This is a genomic window from Klebsiella sp. TF21-TM (assembly GCF_019753495.1).
Lineage (GTDB): Bacteria > Pseudomonadota > Gammaproteobacteria > Enterobacterales > Enterobacteriaceae > Klebsiella > Klebsiella quasipneumoniae.
Genome location: NZ_JAIJYL010000018.1, coordinates 16330 through 37731, shown reverse-complemented (window position 1 = coordinate 37731; position 21402 = coordinate 16330). Strand labels below are relative to the sequence as shown.

The window sequence follows — 21402 nt, the reverse complement described above, 5'->3', positions numbered from 1 at the left end:
GCGGTACGCCGCCATCCGGCAACAGATACACTCTTTCATCAGGAGATAGCTATGTTTGATTTACTCCTGCGCCGCGCGCGCCTCGTCGACGATACCCTGACTGATATCGCCATTCAGGACGGGAAAATCGCGGCGCTGGGCGAGATTAGCGCGCCCTCCCGCAAAACCCTCGATCTGCAGGGCAACAGCTACGTCAGCGCCGGCTGGATTGACTCCCACGTTCACTGCTACCCGAATTCGCCAATTTATCACGATGAGCCGGACAGCGTCGGTATCGCCACCGGCGTCACCACCGTGATTGATGCCGGCAGCACCGGCGCCGACGATGTCGATGAGTTCTATCAACTGACCCGTAAAGCGGCGACGGAAGTCTATGCCCTGCTCAATATCTCCCGCGTCGGGCTGATTGCCCAGAATGAGCTGGCCAATATGACCAATATTGACGCCGAGGCGGTGAAGCAGGCGGTGCAGCGTCATCCCGATTTTATCGTTGGTCTGAAGGCGCGGATGAGCAGCAGCGTGGTGGGAGAAAACGGCATTACGCCGCTGGCGCGCGCCAAGGCGATTCAGCAGGAAAACGGCGATCTGCCGCTGATGGTGCACATTGGCAACAATCCGCCGAACCTCGATGAAATCGCCGATCTGCTGAGCCGCGGCGACATCATTACCCACTGCTATAACGGCAAACCGAACCGCATTCTGAATCCTGCCGGCGAACTGCGCAGTTCGATTACTCGCGCCCTGCAGCGCGGCGTGCGCCTCGACGTCGGCCACGGTACCGCCAGCTTCAGCTTTGAAGTGGCGCGCCGGGCGATTGCGCTGGGCATTCTGCCGCACACCATCAGCTCGGATATTTACTGCCGTAACCGCATCGACGGCCCGGTGCGTTCGCTGGCGCTGGTGATGTCGAAATTTCTCGCCATTGGCATGACCCTGCCGCAGGTGATTGCCTGCGTGACCGTCAGCGCTGCCGAGGGGCTGCGCCTGTCGCATAAAGGGCGGCTGGAAGTGGGTTTCGACGCCGATCTCACGCTATTTCGCCTGGAGCGCCAGCCAACGCTGCTGGTGGATGCCGAAAAAGAGAGCCTCCAGGCAGACAACATTCTGGTGCCGCTGGCCGCGATCCGCGCGGGCAAAGGCTATCTGACCGAACAAGGGAGCGCGGAACATGCCTTCGATTTTTGAAAAATACCATTTAAAACAAGTTATAAACACTTCCGGCCGGATGACGGCGCTGGGCGTTTCCACGCCGCGTCCGGAAGTGGTGGACGCCGCGATGGCCGGCATGAACCAGTACTTTGAAATGAAAGATCTGGTGAATAAAACCGGCGAGTACATCGCCAGGCTGTTGGACGTGGAAGGGGCGACCGTGGTCTCCTGCGCCTCGGCAGGGATTGCCCAGTCGGTGGCGGCGGTGCTGGTGAAAGACAGCGACTGGCTGCTGGAGAACCTGCACGTCACGCCGATAGAGCATAACGAAATCGTCCTGCCGAAGGGCCACAACGTCAACTTCGGCGCGCCGGTCGGCACCATGGTGGCGCTGGGCGGCGGCAGGCTGGTGGAAGCGGGCTACGCCAACGAATGCTCTGCCGAACAGCTGGCGGCGGCGATCACCCCGCGCACCGCGGCGATCCTCTACATCAAATCCCACCACTGCGTGCAGAAAAGCATGCTCAACGTGGCGCAGGCCGCGGAAGTGGCGCGTCAGCATCATTTACCGCTGATCGTCGACGCGGCGGCGGAGGAAGATCTGCAGGGCTACTACCGCATGGGCGCCGACCTGGTGATCTACAGCGGCGCGAAAGCGATTGAAGGGCCGACCAGCGGGCTGGTGATCGGCAAAACGCAGTACGTCGAGTGGGTTAAACGCCAGTCGATGGGGATTGGCCGGGCGATGAAAGTGGGTAAAGAGGGGATCCTCGGCCTGACCTGCGCCATTGAACACTACCTGACGGCAAGCAAAGAGAGCGGTGAAGAGATGGTGGCGAAGATGACGCCGTTTATCGAACAGCTCAATACCCTCAACGGCGTCACTGCCCGCGTGGTATGGGACAGCGCCGGCCGCGATATCGCCCGCGCCGAAATCAAATTCGACGAAGCGGTGACCGGCGTGAAGACCGGCGATCTGGTTAACGCGCTGAAGCAGGGCGAATACGCCATCTACTTCCGCGGCTATAAAGCGAATGAAGGCATTATCGAAGCCGATGTCCGCAGCGTTGACGCCCAGCAGCTGGCGGTAGTCGCCCGCCGTATCGCGGAAGTTCTGAACAAGGAGAAACAAGCATGAAACTGACCCCAAACTTTTACCGTGACCGCGTGTGCCTGAACGTCCTGGCGGGTAGCAAAGACAACGCCCGGGAAATCTACGACGCGGCGGAAGGTCATGTCCTGGTCGGCGTGCTCTCCAAAAACTACCCGGACGTCGCCAGCGCGGTGGCCGATATGCGCGACTACGCGAAGCTGATTGATAACGCCCTCTCCGTCGGGCTGGGCGCAGGGGATCCGAATCAGTCGGCGATGGTAAGCGAGATTTCGCGCCAGGTGCAGCCGCAGCACGTCAATCAGGTCTTCACCGGCGTGGCCACCAGCCGCGCGCTGCTCGGGCAGAACGAAACGGTGGTCAACGGCCTGGTCTCGCCCACCGGCACCCCGGGTATGGTGAAGATCTCCACCGGCCCGCTGAGCAGCGGCGCGGCGGATGGGATTGTGCCGCTGGAAACCGCCATCGCGCTGTTAAAAGATATGGGCGGCAGCTCCATCAAATACTTCCCGATGGGCGGCCTGAAGCACCGCAACGAGTTCGAGGCGGTGGCCAAAGCCTGCGCCGCGCACGATTTCTGGCTGGAGCCGACCGGCGGTATCGATCTGGAAAACTACAGCGCGATCCTGAAGATCGCCCTCGATGCCGGGGTGAGCAAAATCATCCCGCATATCTACAGCTCGATTATCGATAAGGCCAGCGGCAACACCCGCCCGGCCGATGTTCGCCAGCTGCTGGAGATGACCAAACAGTTAGTGAAGTAGTGCCCTTGCCCCTCACCCTCAAAGGGTGAGGGGCAGCTTATCCCACTGAACCATCAAGGAGTTGCTATGCCTGTCGCTCGTCATCTGCTTGTCGCTTCACTGTCCCTGTTTGCCGCCGCCGCCGCCGCGCAAACTCACTATGCCTGGGTAGGCACCTATAATCCCAATGGCGAAGGTCTGTACCGCTTTACCGTTGATAGCCAAACCGGCGCGCTACGTGACAGGACGCTGGTGAGCTCGTTGCCGAACGCCGCGCAGCTGACCGTCTCGCGCGATGGCAAGACGCTGTATGCCGCCAGCGAAGTGGAGAAAGGCGTGGTGCAGGCGTGGCGCATTGAGAAGAACGGCGAGCTGACCGCACTCAATCAGGTCGCCTCCGGCGGCGCCGGTCCGGTTTATCTCTCCCTGACGCCGAACGGTAAACAGCTGCTGGTGGCCAACTACGTCAGCGGCAGCATCGCCGTGCTACCGGTGAAAGAAGACGGTAGCCTGGGTGAGGCGGTGGACAGGCATCAGGATGAAGGCCCGGCAGGGGCCGAACGCCCGGCGGCGGCCGTCGAGGGCAGCTTCGCCATCAGCGATCACAATGGCCCGCACGCCCATATGATCGCCGCCGATCCCAGCGGGAAATTTGTTTACTCCACCGATCTGGGGCTGGATCGGATCTATCAATATCGGCTGGATAGCGCCAGCGGCAAGTTGACGCCGAACGATCCGCCGTTTATCGCCGCCTCGTCGCCGGGAGCCGGCCCGCGCCACTTCGTCTTCACGCCAAAGGGCGACGGTCTGTGGCTGATTAACGAGGAAGCGTCGACGCTGACCTTCTATCATCTGGATCAGCAAAGCGGCCTGCTGCGCGAAGGCAAAACCGTCTCCGCGCTGCCGAAAGAGTATAAGGGCACCAGCTTTGCCGCCGGCCTGGCGCTGAGCAACGACGGCAAACAGCTGTACGTCGCCAACCGTCTGCATAACAGCATCGCCCACTTTACGGTGCAGGCCGACGGCCGCCTGCGCCACCAGGAGGATATCTGGACGCGCGGAGATTACCCCCGCACGCTGACCCTGGATAATCAGGGGCAGTGGCTGTACGTCATGAACCAGCGTAGCGATAATATTACCCGCTTCAGCGTGGCGCCGAAGGATGGCAAATTGACCTTTGTCTCAGACTACACGCCGGTCGGCAGTCCATCGCAGATGGTGATTTCCGCCCAACCCTGAGCCGTAACCACAAGGAACTGACATGCGATTTCCCAACCAACGCTTAGCGCAACTCTTCACCCTGCTGCGGAATGAAACGCTGCCGCAGGATGAGCTGGCGCAACGCCTGTCGGTTTCCACTCGTACCGTGCGCGCCGATATTACCGCCCTGAATGCGCTACTGGCGCAGTATGGCGCGCAGTTTATCCTTAACCGCGGCAGCGGTTATCAGCTGAAAATTGATAACCCGGCGAGCTTTCAGGCGCTGGAGGAGACGGCGCCGAAGGCGCAGCATGTCCCGCGTACCGCCCAGGATCGCATCACTTTCCTGCTGGTGCGTTTTCTGACGTCGGCGTTCTCGATCAAGCTGGAAGACCTGGCGGATGAGTGGTTCGTCAGCCGCGCCACGCTGCAAAACGATATGGTCGAGGTGCGCGAGCGCTTCCAGCGCTATCAGCTAACCCTTGAAACCCGCCCGCGCCACGGCATGAAGCTGTTCGGTAGCGAGGTATCGGTTCGCGCCTGCCTCACCGACCTGCTGTGGGAGCTAACCCAGCAGGGCGGTATCGCGCCGCCGATCGGCGCCGAGGCCTTTGCAGAGGAGGTGCCTGCGCTGCTGGAGCCGGTGCTGCAGGAGACGCTCACGCGCCACCATATTCGTCTCACCGACGTCGGCGAGCGCTTTATCTGCCTGTACGGGGCGGTGGTGGTGCGTCGCGTCAGCGAAGGCTACCCGCTGGCGGATTTTAGTGCTGAAGATGTGGCGCAGAACGTCCGCGATGCCGCGCGCGATCTGGCGGGCGAACTGCAGCGGCTGGCCGGTAAACCTTTATCGCCCGCGGAAGAAGAGTGGCTGTGCGTGCATATCGCCGCCCGTCAGGTACAGGACGTGGACCCGGAAACCATCAGCGCCGACGATGACGAAGCGCTGGTCAACTACATCCTGCGCTACATCAACAGCCAGTATAACTACAACCTGCTGGACGATGCCCAGCTGCACGCCGATCTGCTGACCCACATAAAGACCATGATCACCCGCGTACGCTACCAGATCATGATCCCCAATCCGCTGCTGGATAACATCAAACAGCACTACCCGATGGCCTGGGATATGACCCTCGCCGCGGTCTCCAGCTGGGGCAAATATACTCCGTACACCATCAGCGAAAACGAAATCGGCTTTCTGGTGCTGCATATCGGCGTCGGGCTGGAGCGCCACTACAACATCGGCTACCAGCGTCAGCCGCAGGTGCTGCTGGTGTGCGATACCAGCAATGCGATGGTGCGGATGATCGAGGCGATCCTGCAGCGCAAATATCCGCAGCTGGAGATCGCCGCCACCATTTCCCAGCGCGAATACGAACAGCGGGACGCGATCGAGGCGGATTTTGTTATCTCCACGGTGCGGATCAGCGAAAAAGACAAGCCGGTAGTGACCATCGCGCCGTTCCCCACTGACTATCAACTGGATCAGATCGGCAAGCTGGTGCTGGTGGACCGTACCCGTCCATGGATGCTGAATAAGTACTTCGATGCCGCCCACTTCCGGGTGGTCGATACGCCGATGGATCAGCAAACGCTGTTCGCCGAGCTGTGCCAGCAGCTGCTGGAGGAAGGCTTTGTTGACGCCGAGTTTCATGCTTCGGTGGTGGAGCGTGAAGCGATTGTCAGCACCATGCTCGGCGATGGCATTGCGCTGCCGCACTCCCTGGGGCTACTGGCGAAAAAGACGGTGGTCTATACCGTCATTGCCCCGCAGGGCATCGCCTGGGGTGATGAAACCGCCCATATCATCTTCCTGCTCGCTATCAGCAAGCGCGAGTATGAAGAGGCGATGGCGATCTACGATATTTTCGTGACTTTCCTTCGCGAGCGCGCCATGAGCCGCCTCGCCGCGACCCGCAGCTTCGATGAGTTTAAAACGGTGGCGATGGAGTGCGTCAGCCGGTTTTGAGAGGCGTTTTCCAGATTCGAGTGTAATGTAAATGTAATGCTATAATGCATTACAAAATATCCCTTTCTGGAGGCATAATGGCCACGCTCAACGTTCGACTGGACGCTAAACTCAAAAAAGAGGCTTATGCCGTGCTGGAGAAACTCGATATGACGCCAACGGAGGCGGTGCGCCTGCTGTTTCAATACATTGCGGAAAATGGCCGCATGCCAGTGAAAAGTATGACTATCAGCGATAGCGAAGCGGCATTATTACGCACCGTCCGCGAGCGGCTGGAAAACCCGCAGCCGGAGGTGAAGGTGAGTCTGGATGACCTATGAACTGGCGTTTGATCCGCGTGCCTGGCGCGAATGGCAGAAGCTTGGCGAGACGATCAAAAAACAGTTCAAAAATAAGCTCCAGCAGGTTGTGCAGAATCCGCGAATTGCATCGGCCAGTCTGAGTGATTTACCGGATTGCTACAAAATCAAGCTTAAGGCGTCAGGTTATCGGTTGGTGTATCAAGTACGGGATAGTGTGGTGGTGGTTTACGTTATTGCCATTGGCTAAAGAGAGAAAGCGGCCGTTTATCATCAGGCGAATAAACGGCTCTAAACGCTATCGCAAATGATGTACCACCTGGTTGCTGCTGCCGCGCCAGATCAGCGCCGGGTCTTTTAAATCCTGCACAAACTTACCGTCGACCAGCACGTTGATCAGGTTCACCACCTGCATCTGCGCCTCATTCAGCTCATCCAGTTTATAGCCGGTCCAGACCCAGATATCTTTGCCGGGGCATTCGGCACGCACGCGCTGAACCAGTTTGAGGATCTCCGCGACGTTCTGCGGATGCAGCGGATCGCCGCCGGAGAGTGAAATCCCCTGGCGTTTGATGCGGGTATCGTTGAGATCGGCAATGATGCGGTTGGCCATCTCAGCGGTAAACGGCATGCCGGAGTTCACCCGCCAGGTGCTTTTGTTGTAGCAGCCGGGGCACTCATGGACGCAGCCAGAGACAAACAGGGTGCAGCGGGTGCCGGGGCCGTTGACAATATCTACCGGGTAGTACTGATGGTAATTCATTGTTTCCTCTTCTCATTTGCCGATGTAGCGGCGTTGGCTGCGCTCGCTCGCCCGGGTCACTTACTCCAGTAAGCTCCCCGGGACTTACTCGTTTGCCGCCTTGCTACAACGCCAACTGATTTGAGGAAACCCACCTGGCTGTTTGGGATTCCCTCGTTTGCCGCCTTGCTCTGACGCTAATGGCTTTGCGAAAACGGAGGTGCTGTGCATTTGTAAAGGGAACGGCTCCCGGCGTCGCTGCGCTCGCCCGGGCTACGAAAAGCCGCATACGCGGTTGTAGCCCGGATAAGGCGCTTTGCGCCGCGATCCGGGAACGGCGCCTTAGTGGCCAAACGGCTACGGGGCCGGTTCCCTCTCCCCGTTGGGGAGAGGGGGAGGGGCTAAACCAGCTGGAATTAACCGATCTGCCCGTTGCCCAGGTGCTTCACGCGGCGCTTCACTTCTTCCTGCTTGCCGGCGTTGAACGGACGCGCGTCCGGACTGCCGAGGTAGCCGCACACCCGGCGGGTAACGGAAACGCGGGAGGCGTCGTGGTTACCGCATTTCGGGCAGGTAAAGCCCTTGCTGGTGCACTCGAACTCGCCGGTGAAACCGCACTCGTAGCACTCATCGATCGGCGTGTTAGTGCCGTAGTACGGCACATGCTGATAGCTGTAATCCCATACGTCTTCCAGCGCCTTCAGGTTGTGCTGGATGTTTGGGTATTCGCCGTAGCAAATGAAGCCCCCGTTAGCCAGCGGCGGATACGGCGCTTCAAAATCGATCTTGTCGTACGGGTTGACCTTCTTCTCCACGTCGAGGTGGAAGCTGTTGGTGTAGTAACCTTTGTCGGTCACGCCCTCCACCACGCCAAACTCGGCGGTGTCGAGACGGCAGAAGCGGTCGCACAGGTTTTCGCTCGGCGTGCTGTACAGGCTAAAGCCGTAGCCGGTCTCTTCTTTCCACAAATCGACGGCGTCGCGCAGGCGCTGGACGATGGCCACACCCTTCTCGCGCAGCGCCTCGCTGTCGTACATATGCTGGTTGCCGTACAGCGCATTGATAGTTTCATGGATACCGATATAGCCCAGCGAAATCGACGCCCGGCCGTTTTTAAAGATCTCGGAGACGTCGTCGTCGGCTTTCAGCCGCACGCCGCAGGCCCCTTCCATATAGAGGATCGGCGCCACGCGCGCTTTTACCCCTTCCAGTCGGGCAATGCGGGTCATCAGCGCTTTGCGCGCCAGCTGCAGGCGCTCGTCCAGCAGCGCCCAGAAGGCGGCTTCGTCGCCTTTCGCTTCCAGGGCGATGCGCGGCAGGTTGAGGCTGATGACGCCGAGGTTATTGCGCCCATCGTGCACCTGCTCGCCGTTCTCGTTTTCCCACACCCCGAGGAAGCTGCGGCAGCCCATCGGCGTTTTGAACGACCCGGTAACCTTCACCACCTGGTCGTAGTTGAGGATATCCGGGTACATGCGCTTGCTGGCGCACTCCAGCGCCAGCTGTTTGATGTCGTAGTTCGGGTCGCCGAACTTATGGTTCAGGCCGTCACGGATCGCGAACACCAGTTTCGGGAACACCGCGGTCTTACGGTTTTTACCGAGGCCGGCAATGCGGTTGCGCAGAATCGACTGCTGGATCAGCCGCGATTCCCAGCTGGTGCCGAGACCGAACCCGAAGGTGACGAACGGCGTCTGGCCGTTGGCGGTATGCAGCGTGTTAACCTCATACTCCAGCGACTGGAAGGCGTCGTAGCACTCTTTTTCGGTACGGGCGCGGGCATAGCCTTCGGCATCCGGGATCTGCCACTCTTCAGCGATTTTACGATGCTTGTTAAAGCTTTCGCTGACGAACGGCGCCAGCACTTCATCGATACGGTTGATGGTGGTGCCGCCGTAAATATGGCTGGCGACCTGGGCGATGATCTGCGCGGTCACCGCGGTGGCGGTAGAGATAGATTTCGGCGGCTCGATCTCCGCGTTGCCCATCTTAAAGCCCTGGGTCAGCATGCCTTTCAGGTCGATCAGCATGCAGTTAAACATCGGGAAGAAGGGCGAGTAATCGAGGTCATGATAGTGGATCATGCCGCGTTCGTGGGCCATCACCACATCGTGAGGCAGCAGGTGCTGTCGGGCGTAGTGCTTGGCGACGATACCGGCCAGCAGGTCGCGCTGGGTCGGGATGACTTTACTATCCTTGTTGGCGTTTTCGTTGAGCAGCGCGGAGTTGGTCTGCTCGACGAGGCCGCGGATCTCCTGATTGAGGCGGCCGCGCTTCTCACGCTGGCTATCGCGGTCATGGCGATACTCAATGTAGGCGCGCGCCAGCTGCTTATAGGGGCCGGACATCAGCTGGTTTTCCACGGCGGTCTGGATCTCGTTGATGTCGACCTGGGCGCGGCCCTGCATTTGTTGGCTAACGACTTCTGCGACGGTGGCGCAATAGTCTGCGTCATCGACTCCCGCTGCTTTAGCTGCACGCAGAATTGCTTCCTGAATGCGCTCTGACTTGAACGGCACTTTACAGCCATCACGTTTCATCACATGCGGTGTCATGATCACTCCATATATAGAACAGGTTATCCACAGAGGCGGAGGTTATCCCGAAGGCGCTGTACGCTACGGCTCGTGCTGTTTGCCTTCAGATCCGGCCCGTTTTATCCACATCTCATCACCGCCAGACATCGACAAGATATGGTGACATAATAGACGATTAATACAACATGTAGGGCCGGGACGCATTTTAAGTTCTATATGTAGTGATTTGCATCAAAGATGTTTGCGATTTTATTGACCCAGAACAAGGTAAAAAGGTGAGAGTACGGATGATGGGCGCTGGCGATAAATGTAAATTTATCTGGCTGGAAAATAAGCAAAAATGCCTGGCATCCACCTCCGATGCCAGGCATTACGCTCCGGTTTCTGTCGGGCAAGAAGTACCTTACGCCTGCAGCCACCATACCGCTTCGAACGGCCGCAGCGTCAGCCCGGTTGGGCGGGGCGTGGTCTCGGCATAGTTGCTGATGATCATCTTCCACTCGCCCGGGGCGTCCTCAGGCTGCCAGGCCTGCAGGTCGCGGCTCAGGTTGGCGGCGACCACCAGCGTTTGTCCCTGCCACTGACGGCGATAGCACCACAGCGACGGATGGTCAGGCAGGAGATCCTGATAATCGCCCCAGGTCAGCAGCGGCAGGGTTTTACGCAGCGTAATCAGCTGCTGATAGGCATAAAACACCGAATCAGGGTCCGCCAGCGCCGCCTCGACGTTGATCTCCCGGTAGTTATCGCCAAGGCCGATCCACGGTTCGCCATCGCTAAAGCCACCGTTCTCGCCACCATGCCACGGCATCGGCGTGCGGCTGTTGTCGCGCGACTTGCTGGCAAGGATCGCCAGCAGTTCGTCCGGACTTTGCCCCTGCGCCGCGCGTTCGATAAACATATTGTGGCTCTCGACGTCGCGATAATCGCTGATGCTGTTGAAGTGCGGATTGGTCATACCGATCTCTTCGCCCTGATAAATATAGGGCGTGCCCTGCATGCCGTGCAGCACCATCGCCAGCATCTTCGCCGCCGGCACCCGGTACTCGCCTTCGTCGCCAAAGCGCGAGACGATGCGCGGCTGATCGTGATTACACCAGAACAGCGCGTTCCACGCCCGGTTGTGCATCCCCTGCTGCCAGTGGCGGAACAGCGCCTTCAGCGCCACATAGTCCGGGCGGGCGAGGGTCCACTTCTCCCCACCGGGATAATCGACTTTTAAATGGTGGAAGTTAAAGGTCATCGACAGCTCGCGGCCGTCCAGCGCGGCGTACTGCTGGCAGTGTTCCAGCGAAGTGGAAGACATCTCGCCGACGGTCATCAGATGACGTGGCGTGAAGACATCGCGGCTCATCTCCTGCAGGAACTCATGCACCCGCGGGCCGTCGGTGTAGAAGCGGCGACCATCCCCGTCCGCATCGCCGGGAAAGGCCTGATCTTTCGAGATCAGGTTGACCACGTCGAGGCGCAGGCCGTCGACGCCGCGGTCGGCCCAGAATTCGCAGACCTTTTTCAGCTCGGCGCGCACCGCCGGGTTCTCCCAGTTGAGATCCGCCTGCTCAATGGCGAACAGGTGCAGATAATACTGGCCGCTGTCGGCATGCCACTGCCAGGCGTTGCCGCCAAACTTGGAGCGCCAGTTGTTCGGCAGGGCGTCCGGTTCGCCGTCGCGCCAGATATAGAACTGACGGTAGGGGCTCTCCTTATTCAGCGACTGACGGAACCACTCGTGCTCGGTCGAGGTATGGTTCAGCACCATATCCAGCACGATGCGGATCCCGCGGGCCTTCGCTTCCGCCACCAGGGCGTCAAAATCGTCCATCGTGCCGTAGGAGGGATCGATGGCGGTGTAGTTTGCCACGTCGTAGCCGTTATCCACCTGCGGTGAAACGTAGAACGGCGTCAGCCAGATGGCGTCGACCCCAAGCTTTTGCAGATAGTCGAGGCGGGAGGTGACGCCGCGCAGGTCGCCGGTGCCGCTGCCGGTGGTATCCTGAAAACTCTTCGGATAGATTTGATAAATAACGCCGTTTTGCCACCAGTGGGGGAGATGATTCATAGTACTTTCCTGCTGCAACGAGGGGCGCCAAAGGCGCCCCGAAAGAAGAAGTTAGACAATCTGCAAGGTGCCCTGACGGTACTTGCGCTGATACACCACGGTGGTGAGGATAATCGGCACCACCACCGCGATGGCCATCGCCATGGCGTACACCTGCCAGTAGCTCGGCTGGATGGAGAGGATCCCCGGCAGGCCGCCGACGCCGATGCCGTTCGCCAGCACGCCGTTCAGGCCGCACAGCAGGCCGGCGAGGCCGGAGCCGATCATTGCGCACAGCATCGGGAAGCGGTACTTCAGGTTGATACCGTACATTGCCGGCTCGGTGACCCCGAGATAGGCGGAGATCGCCGCCGGTACTGAGATTTCACGTTCATTCTGCTTGCGGCTGGCGATGATGATGCCGACCACCGCCGACGCCTGGGCAATGTTGGACAGCGCAATCAGCGGCCACACCGGGGTCCCGCCCATGCTCTGGATCATCTGCATATCGATGGCGAGGGTGGTCTGATGGACGCCGGTAATCACCAGCGGCGCGTAGAGGAAGCCAAACAGCGCGGCGCCGATCGGCGCGAAGCTGCCGGTTAACAGATGGCGCACTGCGAAGGCTACGCCGTCGCCGATCAGGCGGCCGAACGGACCGATAATGGCGTGCGCGAGGAATACCGCGAGGATCAGCGAGCAGACCGGCACAATGACCAGATAGAGGTAGTCAGGCACAATGCGCTTGAGGCGCGTCTCGATAAAGCCTAAGGTCAGGCCCGCCAGCAGGGCCGGGATGACCTGCGCCTGGTAGCCGACTTTAGCAATGGTAAACAGGCCGAAGTTCCACACCTCCGGCACCTGCTGGCCGAGGAGATAGGCGTTCATCAGCTGCGGGGACACCAGGGTCACGCCCAGGACGATACCGAGGATCGGCGTACCGCCCATCTTCTTCACCGCCGACCAGCAGATCCCCACCGGCAGATAGAAGAAGATCGCCTCGCCAATCAGCCACAGGAAGTCATAGATGGTTTTCAGCGACGGGTGCATCTGGGCCAGCGTCTGGCCATTGCTCATGGGTAAGTCGCCGATGACGTTGCGGAAACCGAGGATCAGACCGCCGCTGATCAGCGCCGGCAGCAGCGGGAAGAAGATCTCGGCGAAGTGCGAGATCAGCTGTTCATGCCACTTCATATTTTGCCGCGCGGCCTGTTTGACCTGCTCTTTATCGGCGGAAGTCTGACCGGTGGTCGCCAGCAGGGCCTTGTAGTAATCACCCACCTCGGTGCCGATGACCACCTGGAACTGACCGGCGTTAGTGAAGCATCCCTTCACCATGCGCAGCTGCTCAATCTCTTTTGGTCTGGCGATGGCCGGGTCGTTCAGCACAAAGCGCAAACGGGTAATACAGTGGCTGACGGTGGCGATATTGCCGCGCCCGCCCACCAGTTCGATCAGTTTATCGATGTCCTGCTGGTTTACTTTGCTCATGATGAAGCCTCAAAAACAGAGGGGAGAGATGCCGTTTTTACCTTGAGGGCATCCTAACCGTTCCGCTTGATTTGCAAAATGGGAACGTTCCCGAAACCCGGCGACGATCACATAAATTGCCCGAACGAGATTAATTGAGGGCGGCGGGAATGATGATCTGGCGGGGATCGACGCTGCCGGCGATCTGCTCGATCAACTGCCGGGCGGCCCGGCGTCCGGACTCGGCATAGCCAGGATCGACGGTCAATATTTCCGGGTGGAGAAACTTCATCAGCGGCGTGCTGCCGACGCTGGCGAGCTGCAGCGCATCGCGGCCCTGCTGCTGGAGATATTTGCTGGCGCCGAGGGCGAGGGTATCGGTGGCGCAGACCAGGGCGCTGGTCTCGGCCGTCAGCACGCTGGCGACGGTGTCATACCCCTGCTTCATGCCCAGCCCCGGCAGGGCGGCGGTGGGCGTCAGGCGATGCTTTTTACAGAAGGCGAGGTAGGCGAGATGGCGGCGTTCGCCGGTGGTGACGTCGCTGTGCGGTACGCCAAGGAAGCTGATGTGGCGATGTCCGCGCTCGTAGAGCCGCTGCATCAGCAGCGTGATGGCCCCCTCGTCGTCATAGCACACCGAGGCGAAGCCGGGGGCGTCGCGGGCCATCAGCACCAGGGTGTCGCGCCAGGGAGCGAGCATCGCCTCGTCGATGCCGGTAAAACCGAACAGCACCACGCCGTCAATATTACGCCGGGCGAGCATGCCGAGATGCTCCTCCACCAGCCCAGGGGAGAACTGACTCTCCATCATAATCGGGTCGTAACCCTGCTCATAAAAGGCGGGCAGCATGGTCTGCACGGCGAGGTTTTCCGACAGCGAATCGAGACGGGTGACGATAATCGCCACCACTTTATCGCTCTGGCCGCGCATGGCGCGGGCGGAGCGGGAGGGCGAGAAACCGTGCTGCTGCATCACCGCTTCGACGCGCTCGCGGGTCCGTTCGCTGACCCCGCTCTCGTTGTTGAGGACGCGGGATACCGTTGATTTCCCTACGCCGCTTAAGCGCGCGATATCTTTGATGGTCAGCCGGTTCTGCATGCGGAATTCTCGTCAGGGTGGGTAGAAGTGAGCCTAATGCTACTCAACCAAACCGCAATGAGCAAAGTCTGGTTTACGTTCGGTTTAGTTGCGCGGGTTTATCATCGCCATTATTGCCACACAATCCTCAACGAGGGCGCTATAATCCGCGCCGTTTAAATTCACTTACCGGAGATAGTTATGGACCCCGATCCCACTCCTCATCCTCGATGGAGCAACCTTTCTTTCCGGTAAGCCTGTTTAACACTGCTTTACCGGAAAGCGTAAAGCAGTGACGTCCTTGATGTCCCTGCCATAAAAATAACATGCCTGACAGGTAGGTTTTGCTACGCCCGTCGGCAACGCTGCGTTCGCTTGCGCGAGCGCGGAGGGACTGTTTATGCTGAAAAATTATACCCGGCAGCTGTTCGCACAGCTTAGCCGCCATCTGCCACGCCGTTTAGTCCAGCGCGATCCGCTGCCGGACGCCCGCCATCTGGCGAGCGGCCCCATTCCTGAGTCGCTGGGCAAACAGTGCCTGGACGTGGCGGCGATGGACGACCAGGAGATCTGGCGCGCGTTTGACAGCCACCCTGAAGGGCTCAATGAAGGCGAAGTGGCGGCGAAAATCCTTAAACACGGCGACAACCAGATCCCGGCGCAGAAGCCCTCGCCGTGGTGGGTGCATCTGTGGACCTGCTACCGCAACCCGTTCAATCTGCTGCTGACGGTGCTGGGCATCGTCTCCTATTCCACCGAAGATCTGTTCGCCGCCGGGGTGATCGCCCTGATGGTTGGGATCTCGACGCTGCTCAACTTCATCCAGGAGGCGCGCTCGACCAAAGCGGCGGATGCGCTGAAGGCGATGGTGAGCAATACCGCCACCGTGCTGCGGGTGGTCAACGAACAGGGGGAGAGCCGCTGGCTGGAGCTGCCTATCGACCAGCTGGTGCCGGGCGACATCATCCGGCTGTCGGCGGGGGACATGATCCCGGCGGACCTGCGTATCCTGCAGGCGCGGGATCTGTTCGTCGCCCAGGCCTCGCTGACCGGCGAATCGCTGCCGGTGGAGAAAGTGGCCCGCAGCCGCGATCCGCTGCAGCAGAACCCGCTGGAGTGCGACACCCTGTGCTTTATGGGCACCAATGTGGTGAGCGGTTCGGCGCAGGCCATCGTCTTCGCCACCGGCGGCCACACCTGGTTTGGTCAACTGGCCGGCCGCGTCAGCGAACAGGAGAGCGAGCCGAACGCCTTCCAGAAAGGCATCAGCCGGGTGAGTATGCTGCTGATCCGCTTTATGCTGGTGATGGCCCCGGTGGTGCTGCTGATCAATGGCTACACCAAAGGCGACTGGTGGGAGGCGGCGCTGTTCGCGCTGTCGGTGGCGGTCGGCCTGACGCCGGAGATGCTGCCGATGATCGTCACCTCGACGCTGGCGCGCGGGGCGGTAAAGCTGTCGAAGCAAAAGGTCATCGTGAAGCACCTCGACGCCATTCAGAACTTTGGCGCGATGGACATCCTCTGCACCGATAAAACCGGCACCCTGACTCAGGATAAGATTGTGCTGGAGAACCATACCGACGTCTCCGGCAAGGTCAGCGAGCGCGTACTGCATGCCGCCTGGCTGAACAGCCACTACCAGACCGGGTTGAAAAATCTGCTCGACACCGCGGTGCTGGAGGGCGTTGAGCTGGAGGCCGCCCGCGGGCTGGCGGCGCGCTGGCAGAAAGTGGATGAGATCCCCTTCGATTTCGAACGCCGCCGCATGTCGGTGGTGGTGAAAGAGGAGGACGCCGCGCATCAGCTGATCTGCAAAGGGGCGCTGCAGGAGATCCTCAACGTCTCAACCCAGGTGCGCTACAACGGCGATATCGTGCCGCTGGACGACACCATGCTGCGCCGCATCCGCCGGGTCACTGACACCCTCAACCGACAGGGGCTGCGGGTGGTGGCGGTGGCGACCAGGTACCTGCCGGCCCGCGAAGGCAACTACCAGCGCGCCGATGAGTCGGACCTGATCCTTGAAGGCTACATCGCCTTCCTCGATCCGCCGAAAGAGACCACCGCCCCGGCGCTGAAAGCGTTAAAAGCCAGCGGCATCACGGTGAAGATCCTCACCGGCGACAGCGAGCTGGTGGCGGCGAAGGTGTGCCATGAAGTGGGGCTGGATGCCGGCGAAGTGGTGATTGGCAGCCAGATTGAAGCCATGAGCGACGACGAGCTGGCGGCGCTGGCGAAACGCACCACGCTCTTCGCCCGCCTGGCGCCGCTGCATAAGGAGCGCATCGTGACGCTGCTGAAACGCGAAGGCCACGTGGTGGGCTTTATGGGCGACGGCATCAACGACGCCCCGGCGCTGCGCGCGGCGGACATCGGCATCTCGGTCGACGGCGCGGTGGATATCGCCCGCGAGGCGGCGGATATCATTCTGCTGGAGAAAAGCCTGATGGTGCTGGAGGAGGGGGTGATCGAAGGCCGCCGCACTTTCGCCAACATGCTTAAGTACATCAAAATGACCGCCAGCTCCAACTTCGGCAATGTCTTCAGCGTGCTGGTGGCCAGCGCCTTCCTGCCGTTTCTGCCGATGCTGCCGCTGCACCTGTTGATTCAGAACCTGCTGTACGATGTCTCCCAGGTGGCGATCCCGTTCGATAATGTCGACGATGAACAGATCCGCAAGCCGCAGCGCTGGAACCCGGCCGACCTCGGACGCTTTATGGTCTTCTTCGGCCCGATCAGCTCGATTTTCGACATCCTCACCTTCGGCCTGATGTGGTGGGTGTTCCACGCCAATACCGTGGAGATGCAGACCCTGTTCCAGTCCGGCTGGTTTATTGAAGGGCTGCTGTCGCAAACGCTGATCGTGCACATGATCCGCACCCGGCGCATTCCGTTCGTCCAGAGCCGCGCCGCCTGGCCGCTGTTCGCCATGACCCTGGTGGTGATGGCGGTGGGGATCGCGCTGCCGTTCTCGCCGCTGGCGGGCTATCTGCAGCTACAGGCCCTGCCGCTGAGCTACTTCCCATGGCTGGTGGCGATCCTGGCGGGCTATATGGTGCTGACCCAAACGGTCAAAGGCTTCTACAGCCGCCGCTACGGCTGGCAGTGAGGGGAAGGTTTGCGGATGACCCCCGTAAAAAAGGCAGCCTGCGGGCTGCCTTTTTTCATGCCGGAGTTCGCGATCAGCGACGCACGGCGATGGCTTCGATCTCGATCTTCACGTCTTTCGGCAGACGCGCCACTTCAACGCAGGAGCGCGCCGGGAAGGTGGCGTTGTGCTCGGTGAAGAACGCTTCGTATGTGGCGTTAACGGTAGCGAAATCGTTGAGATCTTTGACGAAAACGGTGGTCTTGACGATGTCGCCGACGGTGAGGCCTGCGGCTTCAACGATGGCTTTCACGTTGTTCAGCGACTGGCGCGCCTGCGCGGATACGTCTTCCGGAACGCTGCCGGTTTTCGGGTCGACCGGGATCTGGCCAGAGGTGATGATCATGCTGCCCAGGTCAACGCCCTGAACGTAGGGGCCAATCGCTGCTGGTGCATTTTCCGTCGCAATAGTTTTGCTCATGTTATCTCCAGATGAACTGAGTAATGTTACGCAAAATCATTCAGGTGGCCGCCAGGCGGTAAGCGCTGTGTCGCCGGGCGCAGACGCCGCCTGAAGGACGAAGCGTAGGGTGGTAGCCATTATAGGGAGGCCTACCACCAATACCAACCGCATTTAGTTGGCCAGCACCACATAATGAGAAAACTCTTTTTCGCAGTATTTACATTTGAGTGCGATGTCATCAGCGCGTTTTTTCACTGCAAAACTGGAAGAAACCGGTTCGGCGTGGCTGATACAGTTGCTGTTCGGGCAGACCAGCACGCTGTCGATGCGATCCGGCAGGCTCGGGCGGGATTTGCCCACCACTTCGTAATCATCAATGCGGTTTACCGTCGCCTGCGGGGCGTACAGCGACAGCTGGTTAACCTGCTCGTCGGTCAGGAAGGTGTTCTCGATTTTAATCAAATCCTTGCGGCCCATCTCGCCGGAGGGCAGGTTCAGGCCGATGGTGATGCGCTGGTCGGTTTCGGTCAGTTTGAACAGGGTGAGCAGCTTAAAGCCGACCTGCGCCGGAATGTGGTCGATCACGGTGCCGCGTTTGATCGCTTCTACCTGCAGTTTATTGTCGTGTGTCATCTCTCATTTCCCCTTACAGTGCCAGCTCGCTATTCAGTACCAGTGCCAGTAACGCCTGGCGGGCGAAGATGCCGTTACCGGCCTGCTGGAAGTACCAGGCGTGCGGCGTTTTATCGACATCGGTGGTGATTTCGTCAATGCGCGGCAGCGGGTGCAGCACCTTCATATTGGCGCGCGCCCCTTCGAGGTCGGCGGCGCGCAGGACGAACTGCGCTTTGACGTTGGCGTATTCCGACGGATCCAGACGCTCTTTCTGCACGCGGGTCATGTAGAGAATATCCACTTCCGCCATCACGTCGTCGATGGCGCTATGCAGGCTCCAGGCGATACCTTTTTCATCCAGCATATCGAGGATGTACTGCGGCATGGCCAGCGCGTCCGGGGCGATAAAGTAGAAGCGGTTGCCGCTGAATTTGGCCAGCGCCTGGGTCAGGGAGTGGACGGTACGGCCATACTTCAGATCGCCGACCATCGCCACGTTGAGGTTTTCGAGGCGGCCCTGGGTCTCCTGAATGGTGAACAGGTCGAGCAGGGTCTGGGTCGGGTGCTGGTTGGCGCCGTCGCCGGCGTTCAGTACCGGCACGCCGCCGGAGAATTCGGTCGCCAGACGGGCGGCGCCCTCCTGCGGATGACGCATCACGATGGCGTCAACGTAGGTGCTGATGACGGAGATGGTATCCGCCAGCGTTTCCCCTTTTTTGCCCAGCGAGGTGTTGGCGCTGTCGGAGAAGCCGACCACGCTGGCCCCCAGGCGGTGCATCGAGGTTTCAAAAGAGAGGCGGGTGCGGGTCGAGGCTTCAAAGAAACAGCTGGCGATAACCTTATGCTTCAGCAGCTCGGGTTGTGGATTAGCTTTCAGCTTTGCCGCCGTCGCCAGCACCAGTTCGAGGTCTTCGCGGCTGAGATCGTTTATGGAAATGATATGTTTTTGATATAGCGGGTTAGCCATGCTTATCTCCTGACGCCTGGGCAAAAAAAAAGCCCCTTAAATAAGGGGCTTCGGGAATCCAATGAGCAACGGAAAGAAAAACGGCAGGCCAGCGTCTGCATTGAGACGCGCTAAGACAGAATGTCGTACGCAATTGGCCATGCTTCCTCCCGGCAAAACGACTGGCATTATACGCAGACCGTTATGGCGATCAAGCGATTCATTCACAAACAGGTAATCGTTTGCCTGCAGAAAAGTGCGCCAGCGCAAAGAACCGTGAAACTGCACTGGTATGGCAGCGACGATGGGGGTATAAAACGCAAAAATGAAATGTTGTTTTATATTTGAGGTAAGCGATGATTATTGGCAATATCCACCATCTGCAGCCATGGCTGCCTGCCGCGCTGCGCGAGGCTATCGAACACGTTATCGCCCATGTCAGCGAGGCGACGCCGCTGGGTAAACATGATATCGACGGCAACAACCTGTTTTATCTGATTTCCGAAGACACCACCGAGCCGCAGGCCGCGCGCCGCGCGGAATACCATGCCCGCTATCTCGATATCCAGATTGTGCTCCGCGGCAGCGAGGGGATGACCTTCAGCACCCTGCCGGCTGGAGAGCCGCAGACCGACTGGCTGGCGGAGAAAGACATCGCTTTCCTGGCGGAGGGGGCGCAGGAGCAAACGGTGATCCTTAACGAAGGGGACTTTGTGGTGTTTTATCCCGGCGAAGTGCATAAACCGCTGTGCGCCGCGGGCGCCCCGGCGAAGGTGCGCAAAGCGGTGGTGAAGATGCTGATGGCGTGACAAAGCGCCCTGACGAGCGGTATCCCGGATACGCGCCGAGCGATCCGGGATTTGACGGCGAGCGTAGACTATTTGCTCAGCGTCGCCACCATCACCGCTTTGATGGTGTGCATCCGGTTTTCCGCCTGGTCGAAGACCACGCTTGCCGCCGACTCAAACACCTCGTCAGTCACCTCCATGCCGCCGTGCAGGCCGTAATCGGCAGCCATCTGTTTGCCCAGCGTGGTCTGGTCGTCGTGGAACGCCGGCAGGCAGTGGAGGAATTTGACCTGCGGGTTGCCGGTCAGCGCCAGCATCGCACTGTTAACCTGATAGTCGCGCAGCAGGGCGATACGTTCGGCCCATTTTTCCTTCGCCTCGCCCATTGAGACCCAGACGTCGGTATAGATAAAATCGGCGCCTTGCACCCCCGCGGCGATATCTTCCGTCAGGGTGATGTTGCCGCCCTGCTGTTTCGCCAGCGCGGTACAGGTTTCCACCAGCGCGGCCTCCGGCCAGCAGGCCGAGGGCGCCACCAGGCGCAGATCCAGACCGGTCAGCGCCGCGGCTTCCAGCATCGAATTACCCATGTTGTTGCGCGCGTCGCCGGCGTAGACCAGCGTCATCTGGTTAAAGGCTTTGCCCGGCAGGTGCTCTTTCATGGTCAGCAGGTCCGCCAGCAGCTGGGTAGGGTGGAACTCGTTGGTGAGGCCGTTCCACACCGGCACGCCGGCGTATTGCGCCAGGGTCTCCACCACTTCCTGGCCGTGGCCGCGGTACTGAATGCCGTCGTACATCCGTCCGAGCACGCGGGCGGTGTCCTTGATCGACTCTTTATGGCCAATCTGGCTGCCGCTGGGCCCCAGGTAGGTCACGCGGGCGCCCTGATCGTATGCGGCAACTTCGAAAGAGCATCGTGTACGGGTTGAGTCTTTTTCGAAGATGAGCGCGATGTTTTTCCCTGCCAGTTTCTGGACTTCGATACCGTTTTTCTTATCGGCTTTCAGCTTTGCCGCCAGCTCGAGCAGGGCGGTGATTTCTGCAGGCGTAAAATCGAGTAACTTTAAAAAATGCTTCTGGTAAAACGCAGACATGGTTCCCTCACCTGGCATAGGCCACTAATTGAATTAAAATTCAATTTATATGTATGAATATTCATTTGC

Annotated in this window: 21 protein-coding genes; 10 read left to right on the top strand and 11 right to left on the bottom strand. The window is 59.8% G+C overall.

The features are described from left to right. Nucleotides 1–51: 51 nt before the first annotated feature. The 7 genes from K5R89_RS17300 to K5R89_RS17270 all read left to right on the top strand — a co-directional run bounded on the left by K5R89_RS17300 (nucleotide 52) and on the right by K5R89_RS17270 (nucleotide 6724). On the top strand, nucleotides 52–1185 hold the full coding sequence (locus K5R89_RS17300) for an amidohydrolase/deacetylase family metallohydrolase (protein WP_049013642.1): 1134 nt from the start codon (nucleotides 52–54) through the stop codon (nucleotides 1183–1185). After that, complete coding sequence (locus K5R89_RS17295) at nucleotides 1169–2287, top strand: DgaE family pyridoxal phosphate-dependent ammonia lyase (protein WP_032454655.1); 1119 nt, start codon at nucleotides 1169–1171, stop codon at nucleotides 2285–2287. Before K5R89_RS17300 ends, K5R89_RS17295 begins: the two co-directional genes overlap by 17 nt. Next, complete coding sequence (locus K5R89_RS17290; RefSeq protein WP_217259426.1) at nucleotides 2284–3024, top strand: KDGP aldolase family protein; 741 nt, start codon at nucleotides 2284–2286, stop codon at nucleotides 3022–3024. Before K5R89_RS17295 ends, K5R89_RS17290 begins: the two co-directional genes overlap by 4 nt. A gap of 66 nt (nucleotides 3025–3090) precedes the next feature. Further along, nucleotides 3091–4242, top strand: a complete 1152-nt coding sequence (locus K5R89_RS17285) for a lactonase family protein (protein WP_023291755.1) — start codon at nucleotides 3091–3093, stop codon at nucleotides 4240–4242. A gap of 22 nt (nucleotides 4243–4264) precedes the next feature. Next, entirely contained in the window at nucleotides 4265–6175 is a 1911-nt protein-coding gene (locus K5R89_RS17280; protein WP_032454658.1) for a transcription antiterminator, read from the top strand. A gap of 77 nt (nucleotides 6176–6252) precedes the next feature. Continuing rightward, nucleotides 6253–6495 (top strand): type II toxin-antitoxin system RelB/DinJ family antitoxin, encoded by a 243-nt coding sequence (locus K5R89_RS17275; protein WP_217259427.1) that lies wholly within the window; start codon nucleotides 6253–6255, stop codon nucleotides 6493–6495. Beyond that, entirely contained in the window at nucleotides 6485–6724 is a 240-nt protein-coding gene (locus K5R89_RS17270; protein WP_023291758.1) for a type II toxin-antitoxin system RelE/ParE family toxin, read from the top strand. The genes K5R89_RS17275 and K5R89_RS17270 overlap by 11 nt, the downstream gene beginning before the upstream one ends. Before the next feature lie 48 nt (nucleotides 6725–6772). Here K5R89_RS17270 and nrdG read toward each other — a convergent pair whose 3' ends face one another. The 5 genes from nrdG to treR all read right to left on the bottom strand — a co-directional run bounded on the left by nrdG (nucleotide 6773) and on the right by treR (nucleotide 14360). Further along, nucleotides 6773–7237, bottom strand: coding sequence for an anaerobic ribonucleoside-triphosphate reductase-activating protein (gene nrdG / locus K5R89_RS17265; RefSeq protein ID WP_124074388.1), 465 nt, complete (start codon nucleotides 7235–7237; stop codon nucleotides 6773–6775). A 395-nt stretch (nucleotides 7238–7632) separates the two neighbouring features. Continuing rightward, complete coding sequence (nrdD, locus tag K5R89_RS17260) at nucleotides 7633–9771, bottom strand: anaerobic ribonucleoside-triphosphate reductase (RefSeq protein ID WP_004206513.1); 2139 nt, start codon at nucleotides 9769–9771, stop codon at nucleotides 7633–7635. Between the two features lie 385 nt (nucleotides 9772–10156). Next, a complete protein-coding gene (treC, locus tag K5R89_RS17255) occupies nucleotides 10157–11812 on the bottom strand; it encodes an alpha,alpha-phosphotrehalase (RefSeq protein WP_072422313.1) in 1656 nt (551 codons plus the stop codon). A 51-nt stretch (nucleotides 11813–11863) separates the two neighbouring features. Then, the gene (treB, locus tag K5R89_RS17250) at nucleotides 11864–13282 is read right to left on the bottom strand and encodes a PTS trehalose transporter subunit IIBC (RefSeq protein WP_023291762.1); all 1419 of its coding nucleotides are present in this window, start codon (nucleotides 13280–13282) and stop codon (nucleotides 11864–11866) included. Nucleotides 13283–13412: 130 nt separating this feature from the next. After that, entirely contained in the window at nucleotides 13413–14360 is a 948-nt protein-coding gene (gene treR / locus K5R89_RS17245; RefSeq protein WP_217259428.1) for a trehalose operon repressor TreR, read from the bottom strand. A gap of 180 nt (nucleotides 14361–14540) precedes the next feature. On the opposite strand from treR, the gene mgtL reads away from it, so the two are divergent. Together mgtL and mgtA are read left to right on the top strand one after the other, a co-directional pair. After that, a complete protein-coding gene (gene mgtL / locus K5R89_RS27865) occupies nucleotides 14541–14594 on the top strand; it encodes a mgtA regulatory leader peptide MgtL (RefSeq protein WP_219340445.1) in 54 nt (17 codons plus the stop codon). A gap of 145 nt (nucleotides 14595–14739) precedes the next feature. Further along, entirely contained in the window at nucleotides 14740–17448 is a 2709-nt protein-coding gene (gene mgtA / locus K5R89_RS17235) for a magnesium-translocating P-type ATPase (protein WP_217259429.1), read from the top strand. Nucleotides 17449–17521: 73 nt separating this feature from the next. Here mgtA and ridA read toward each other — a convergent pair whose 3' ends face one another. The 5 genes from ridA to K5R89_RS17215 form a co-directional block, all read right to left on the bottom strand. Next, nucleotides 17522–17908: a 2-iminobutanoate/2-iminopropanoate deaminase gene (gene ridA / locus K5R89_RS17230; protein ID WP_002886926.1), complete on the bottom strand. Its 387-nt coding sequence runs from the start codon at nucleotides 17906–17908 to the stop codon at nucleotides 17522–17524. Between the two features lie 153 nt (nucleotides 17909–18061). Next, on the bottom strand, nucleotides 18062–18523 hold the full coding sequence (gene pyrI, locus K5R89_RS17225; RefSeq protein ID WP_002886927.1) for an aspartate carbamoyltransferase regulatory subunit: 462 nt from the start codon (nucleotides 18521–18523) through the stop codon (nucleotides 18062–18064). Nucleotides 18524–18536: 13 nt separating this feature from the next. Beyond that, nucleotides 18537–19472 (bottom strand): aspartate carbamoyltransferase, encoded by a 936-nt coding sequence (gene pyrB / locus K5R89_RS17220; protein ID WP_004206522.1) that lies wholly within the window; start codon nucleotides 19470–19472, stop codon nucleotides 18537–18539. 2 nt (nucleotides 19473–19474) lie between these two features. Then, complete coding sequence (locus K5R89_RS27485) at nucleotides 19475–19534, bottom strand: pyrBI operon leader peptide (RefSeq protein ID WP_227650304.1); 60 nt, start codon at nucleotides 19532–19534, stop codon at nucleotides 19475–19477. Beyond that, the gene (locus tag K5R89_RS17215; protein ID WP_002886930.1) at nucleotides 19509–19613 is read right to left on the bottom strand and encodes a pyrBI operon leader peptide; all 105 of its coding nucleotides are present in this window, start codon (nucleotides 19611–19613) and stop codon (nucleotides 19509–19511) included. Before K5R89_RS17215 ends, K5R89_RS27485 begins: the two co-directional genes overlap by 26 nt. Nucleotides 19614–19807: 194 nt before the next feature. On the opposite strand from K5R89_RS17215, the gene K5R89_RS17210 reads away from it, so the two are divergent. After that, on the top strand, nucleotides 19808–20260 hold the full coding sequence (locus K5R89_RS17210) for a YhcH/YjgK/YiaL family protein (protein WP_217259430.1): 453 nt from the start codon (nucleotides 19808–19810) through the stop codon (nucleotides 20258–20260). A gap of 68 nt (nucleotides 20261–20328) precedes the next feature. Here K5R89_RS17210 and argF read toward each other — a convergent pair whose 3' ends face one another. Next, a complete protein-coding gene (gene argF, locus K5R89_RS17205) occupies nucleotides 20329–21333 on the bottom strand; it encodes an ornithine carbamoyltransferase (RefSeq protein ID WP_048296511.1) in 1005 nt (334 codons plus the stop codon). Nucleotides 21334–21402: the final 69 nt, after the last annotated feature.

What these genes read in the sequence shown, in the direction of transcription:
- K5R89_RS17210 (WP_217259430.1), top strand. Translation starts at nt 19,808, where the DNA reads ATGATTATTGGCAATATCCACCATCTGCAGCCATGGCTGCCTGCCGCG.
- K5R89_RS17270 (WP_023291758.1), top strand. Translation starts at nt 6,485, where the DNA reads ATGACCTATGAACTGGCGTTTGATCCGCGTGCCTGGCGCGAATGGCAG.
- argF (WP_048296511.1), bottom strand. Translation starts at nt 21,333, where the DNA reads ATGTCTGCGTTTTACCAGAAGCATTTTTTAAAGTTACTCGATTTTACG.
- K5R89_RS17215 (WP_002886930.1), bottom strand. Translation starts at nt 19,613, where the DNA reads ATGGCCAATTGCGTACGACATTCTGTCTTAGCGCGTCTCAATGCAGAC.
- K5R89_RS17275 (WP_217259427.1), top strand. Translation starts at nt 6,253, where the DNA reads ATGGCCACGCTCAACGTTCGACTGGACGCTAAACTCAAAAAAGAGGCT.
- pyrB (WP_004206522.1), bottom strand. Translation starts at nt 19,472, where the DNA reads ATGGCTAACCCGCTATATCAAAAACATATCATTTCCATAAACGATCTC.
- K5R89_RS17280 (WP_032454658.1), top strand. Translation starts at nt 4,265, where the DNA reads ATGCGATTTCCCAACCAACGCTTAGCGCAACTCTTCACCCTGCTGCGG.
- nrdD (WP_004206513.1), bottom strand. Translation starts at nt 9,771, where the DNA reads ATGACACCGCATGTGATGAAACGTGATGGCTGTAAAGTGCCGTTCAAG.
- pyrI (WP_002886927.1), bottom strand. Translation starts at nt 18,523, where the DNA reads ATGACACACGACAATAAACTGCAGGTAGAAGCGATCAAACGCGGCACC.
- K5R89_RS17285 (WP_023291755.1), top strand. Translation starts at nt 3,091, where the DNA reads ATGCCTGTCGCTCGTCATCTGCTTGTCGCTTCACTGTCCCTGTTTGCC.
- treR (WP_217259428.1), bottom strand. Translation starts at nt 14,360, where the DNA reads ATGCAGAACCGGCTGACCATCAAAGATATCGCGCGCTTAAGCGGCGTA.
- K5R89_RS17300 (WP_049013642.1), top strand. Translation starts at nt 52, where the DNA reads ATGTTTGATTTACTCCTGCGCCGCGCGCGCCTCGTCGACGATACCCTG.
- K5R89_RS17295 (WP_032454655.1), top strand. Translation starts at nt 1,169, where the DNA reads ATGCCTTCGATTTTTGAAAAATACCATTTAAAACAAGTTATAAACACT.
- nrdG (WP_124074388.1), bottom strand. Translation starts at nt 7,237, where the DNA reads ATGAATTACCATCAGTACTACCCGGTAGATATTGTCAACGGCCCCGGC.
- K5R89_RS17290 (WP_217259426.1), top strand. Translation starts at nt 2,284, where the DNA reads ATGAAACTGACCCCAAACTTTTACCGTGACCGCGTGTGCCTGAACGTC.
- ridA (WP_002886926.1), bottom strand. Translation starts at nt 17,908, where the DNA reads ATGAGCAAAACTATTGCGACGGAAAATGCACCAGCAGCGATTGGCCCC.
- treB (WP_023291762.1), bottom strand. Translation starts at nt 13,282, where the DNA reads ATGAGCAAAGTAAACCAGCAGGACATCGATAAACTGATCGAACTGGTG.
- mgtA (WP_217259429.1), top strand. Translation starts at nt 14,740, where the DNA reads ATGCTGAAAAATTATACCCGGCAGCTGTTCGCACAGCTTAGCCGCCAT.
- treC (WP_072422313.1), bottom strand. Translation starts at nt 11,812, where the DNA reads ATGAATCATCTCCCCCACTGGTGGCAAAACGGCGTTATTTATCAAATC.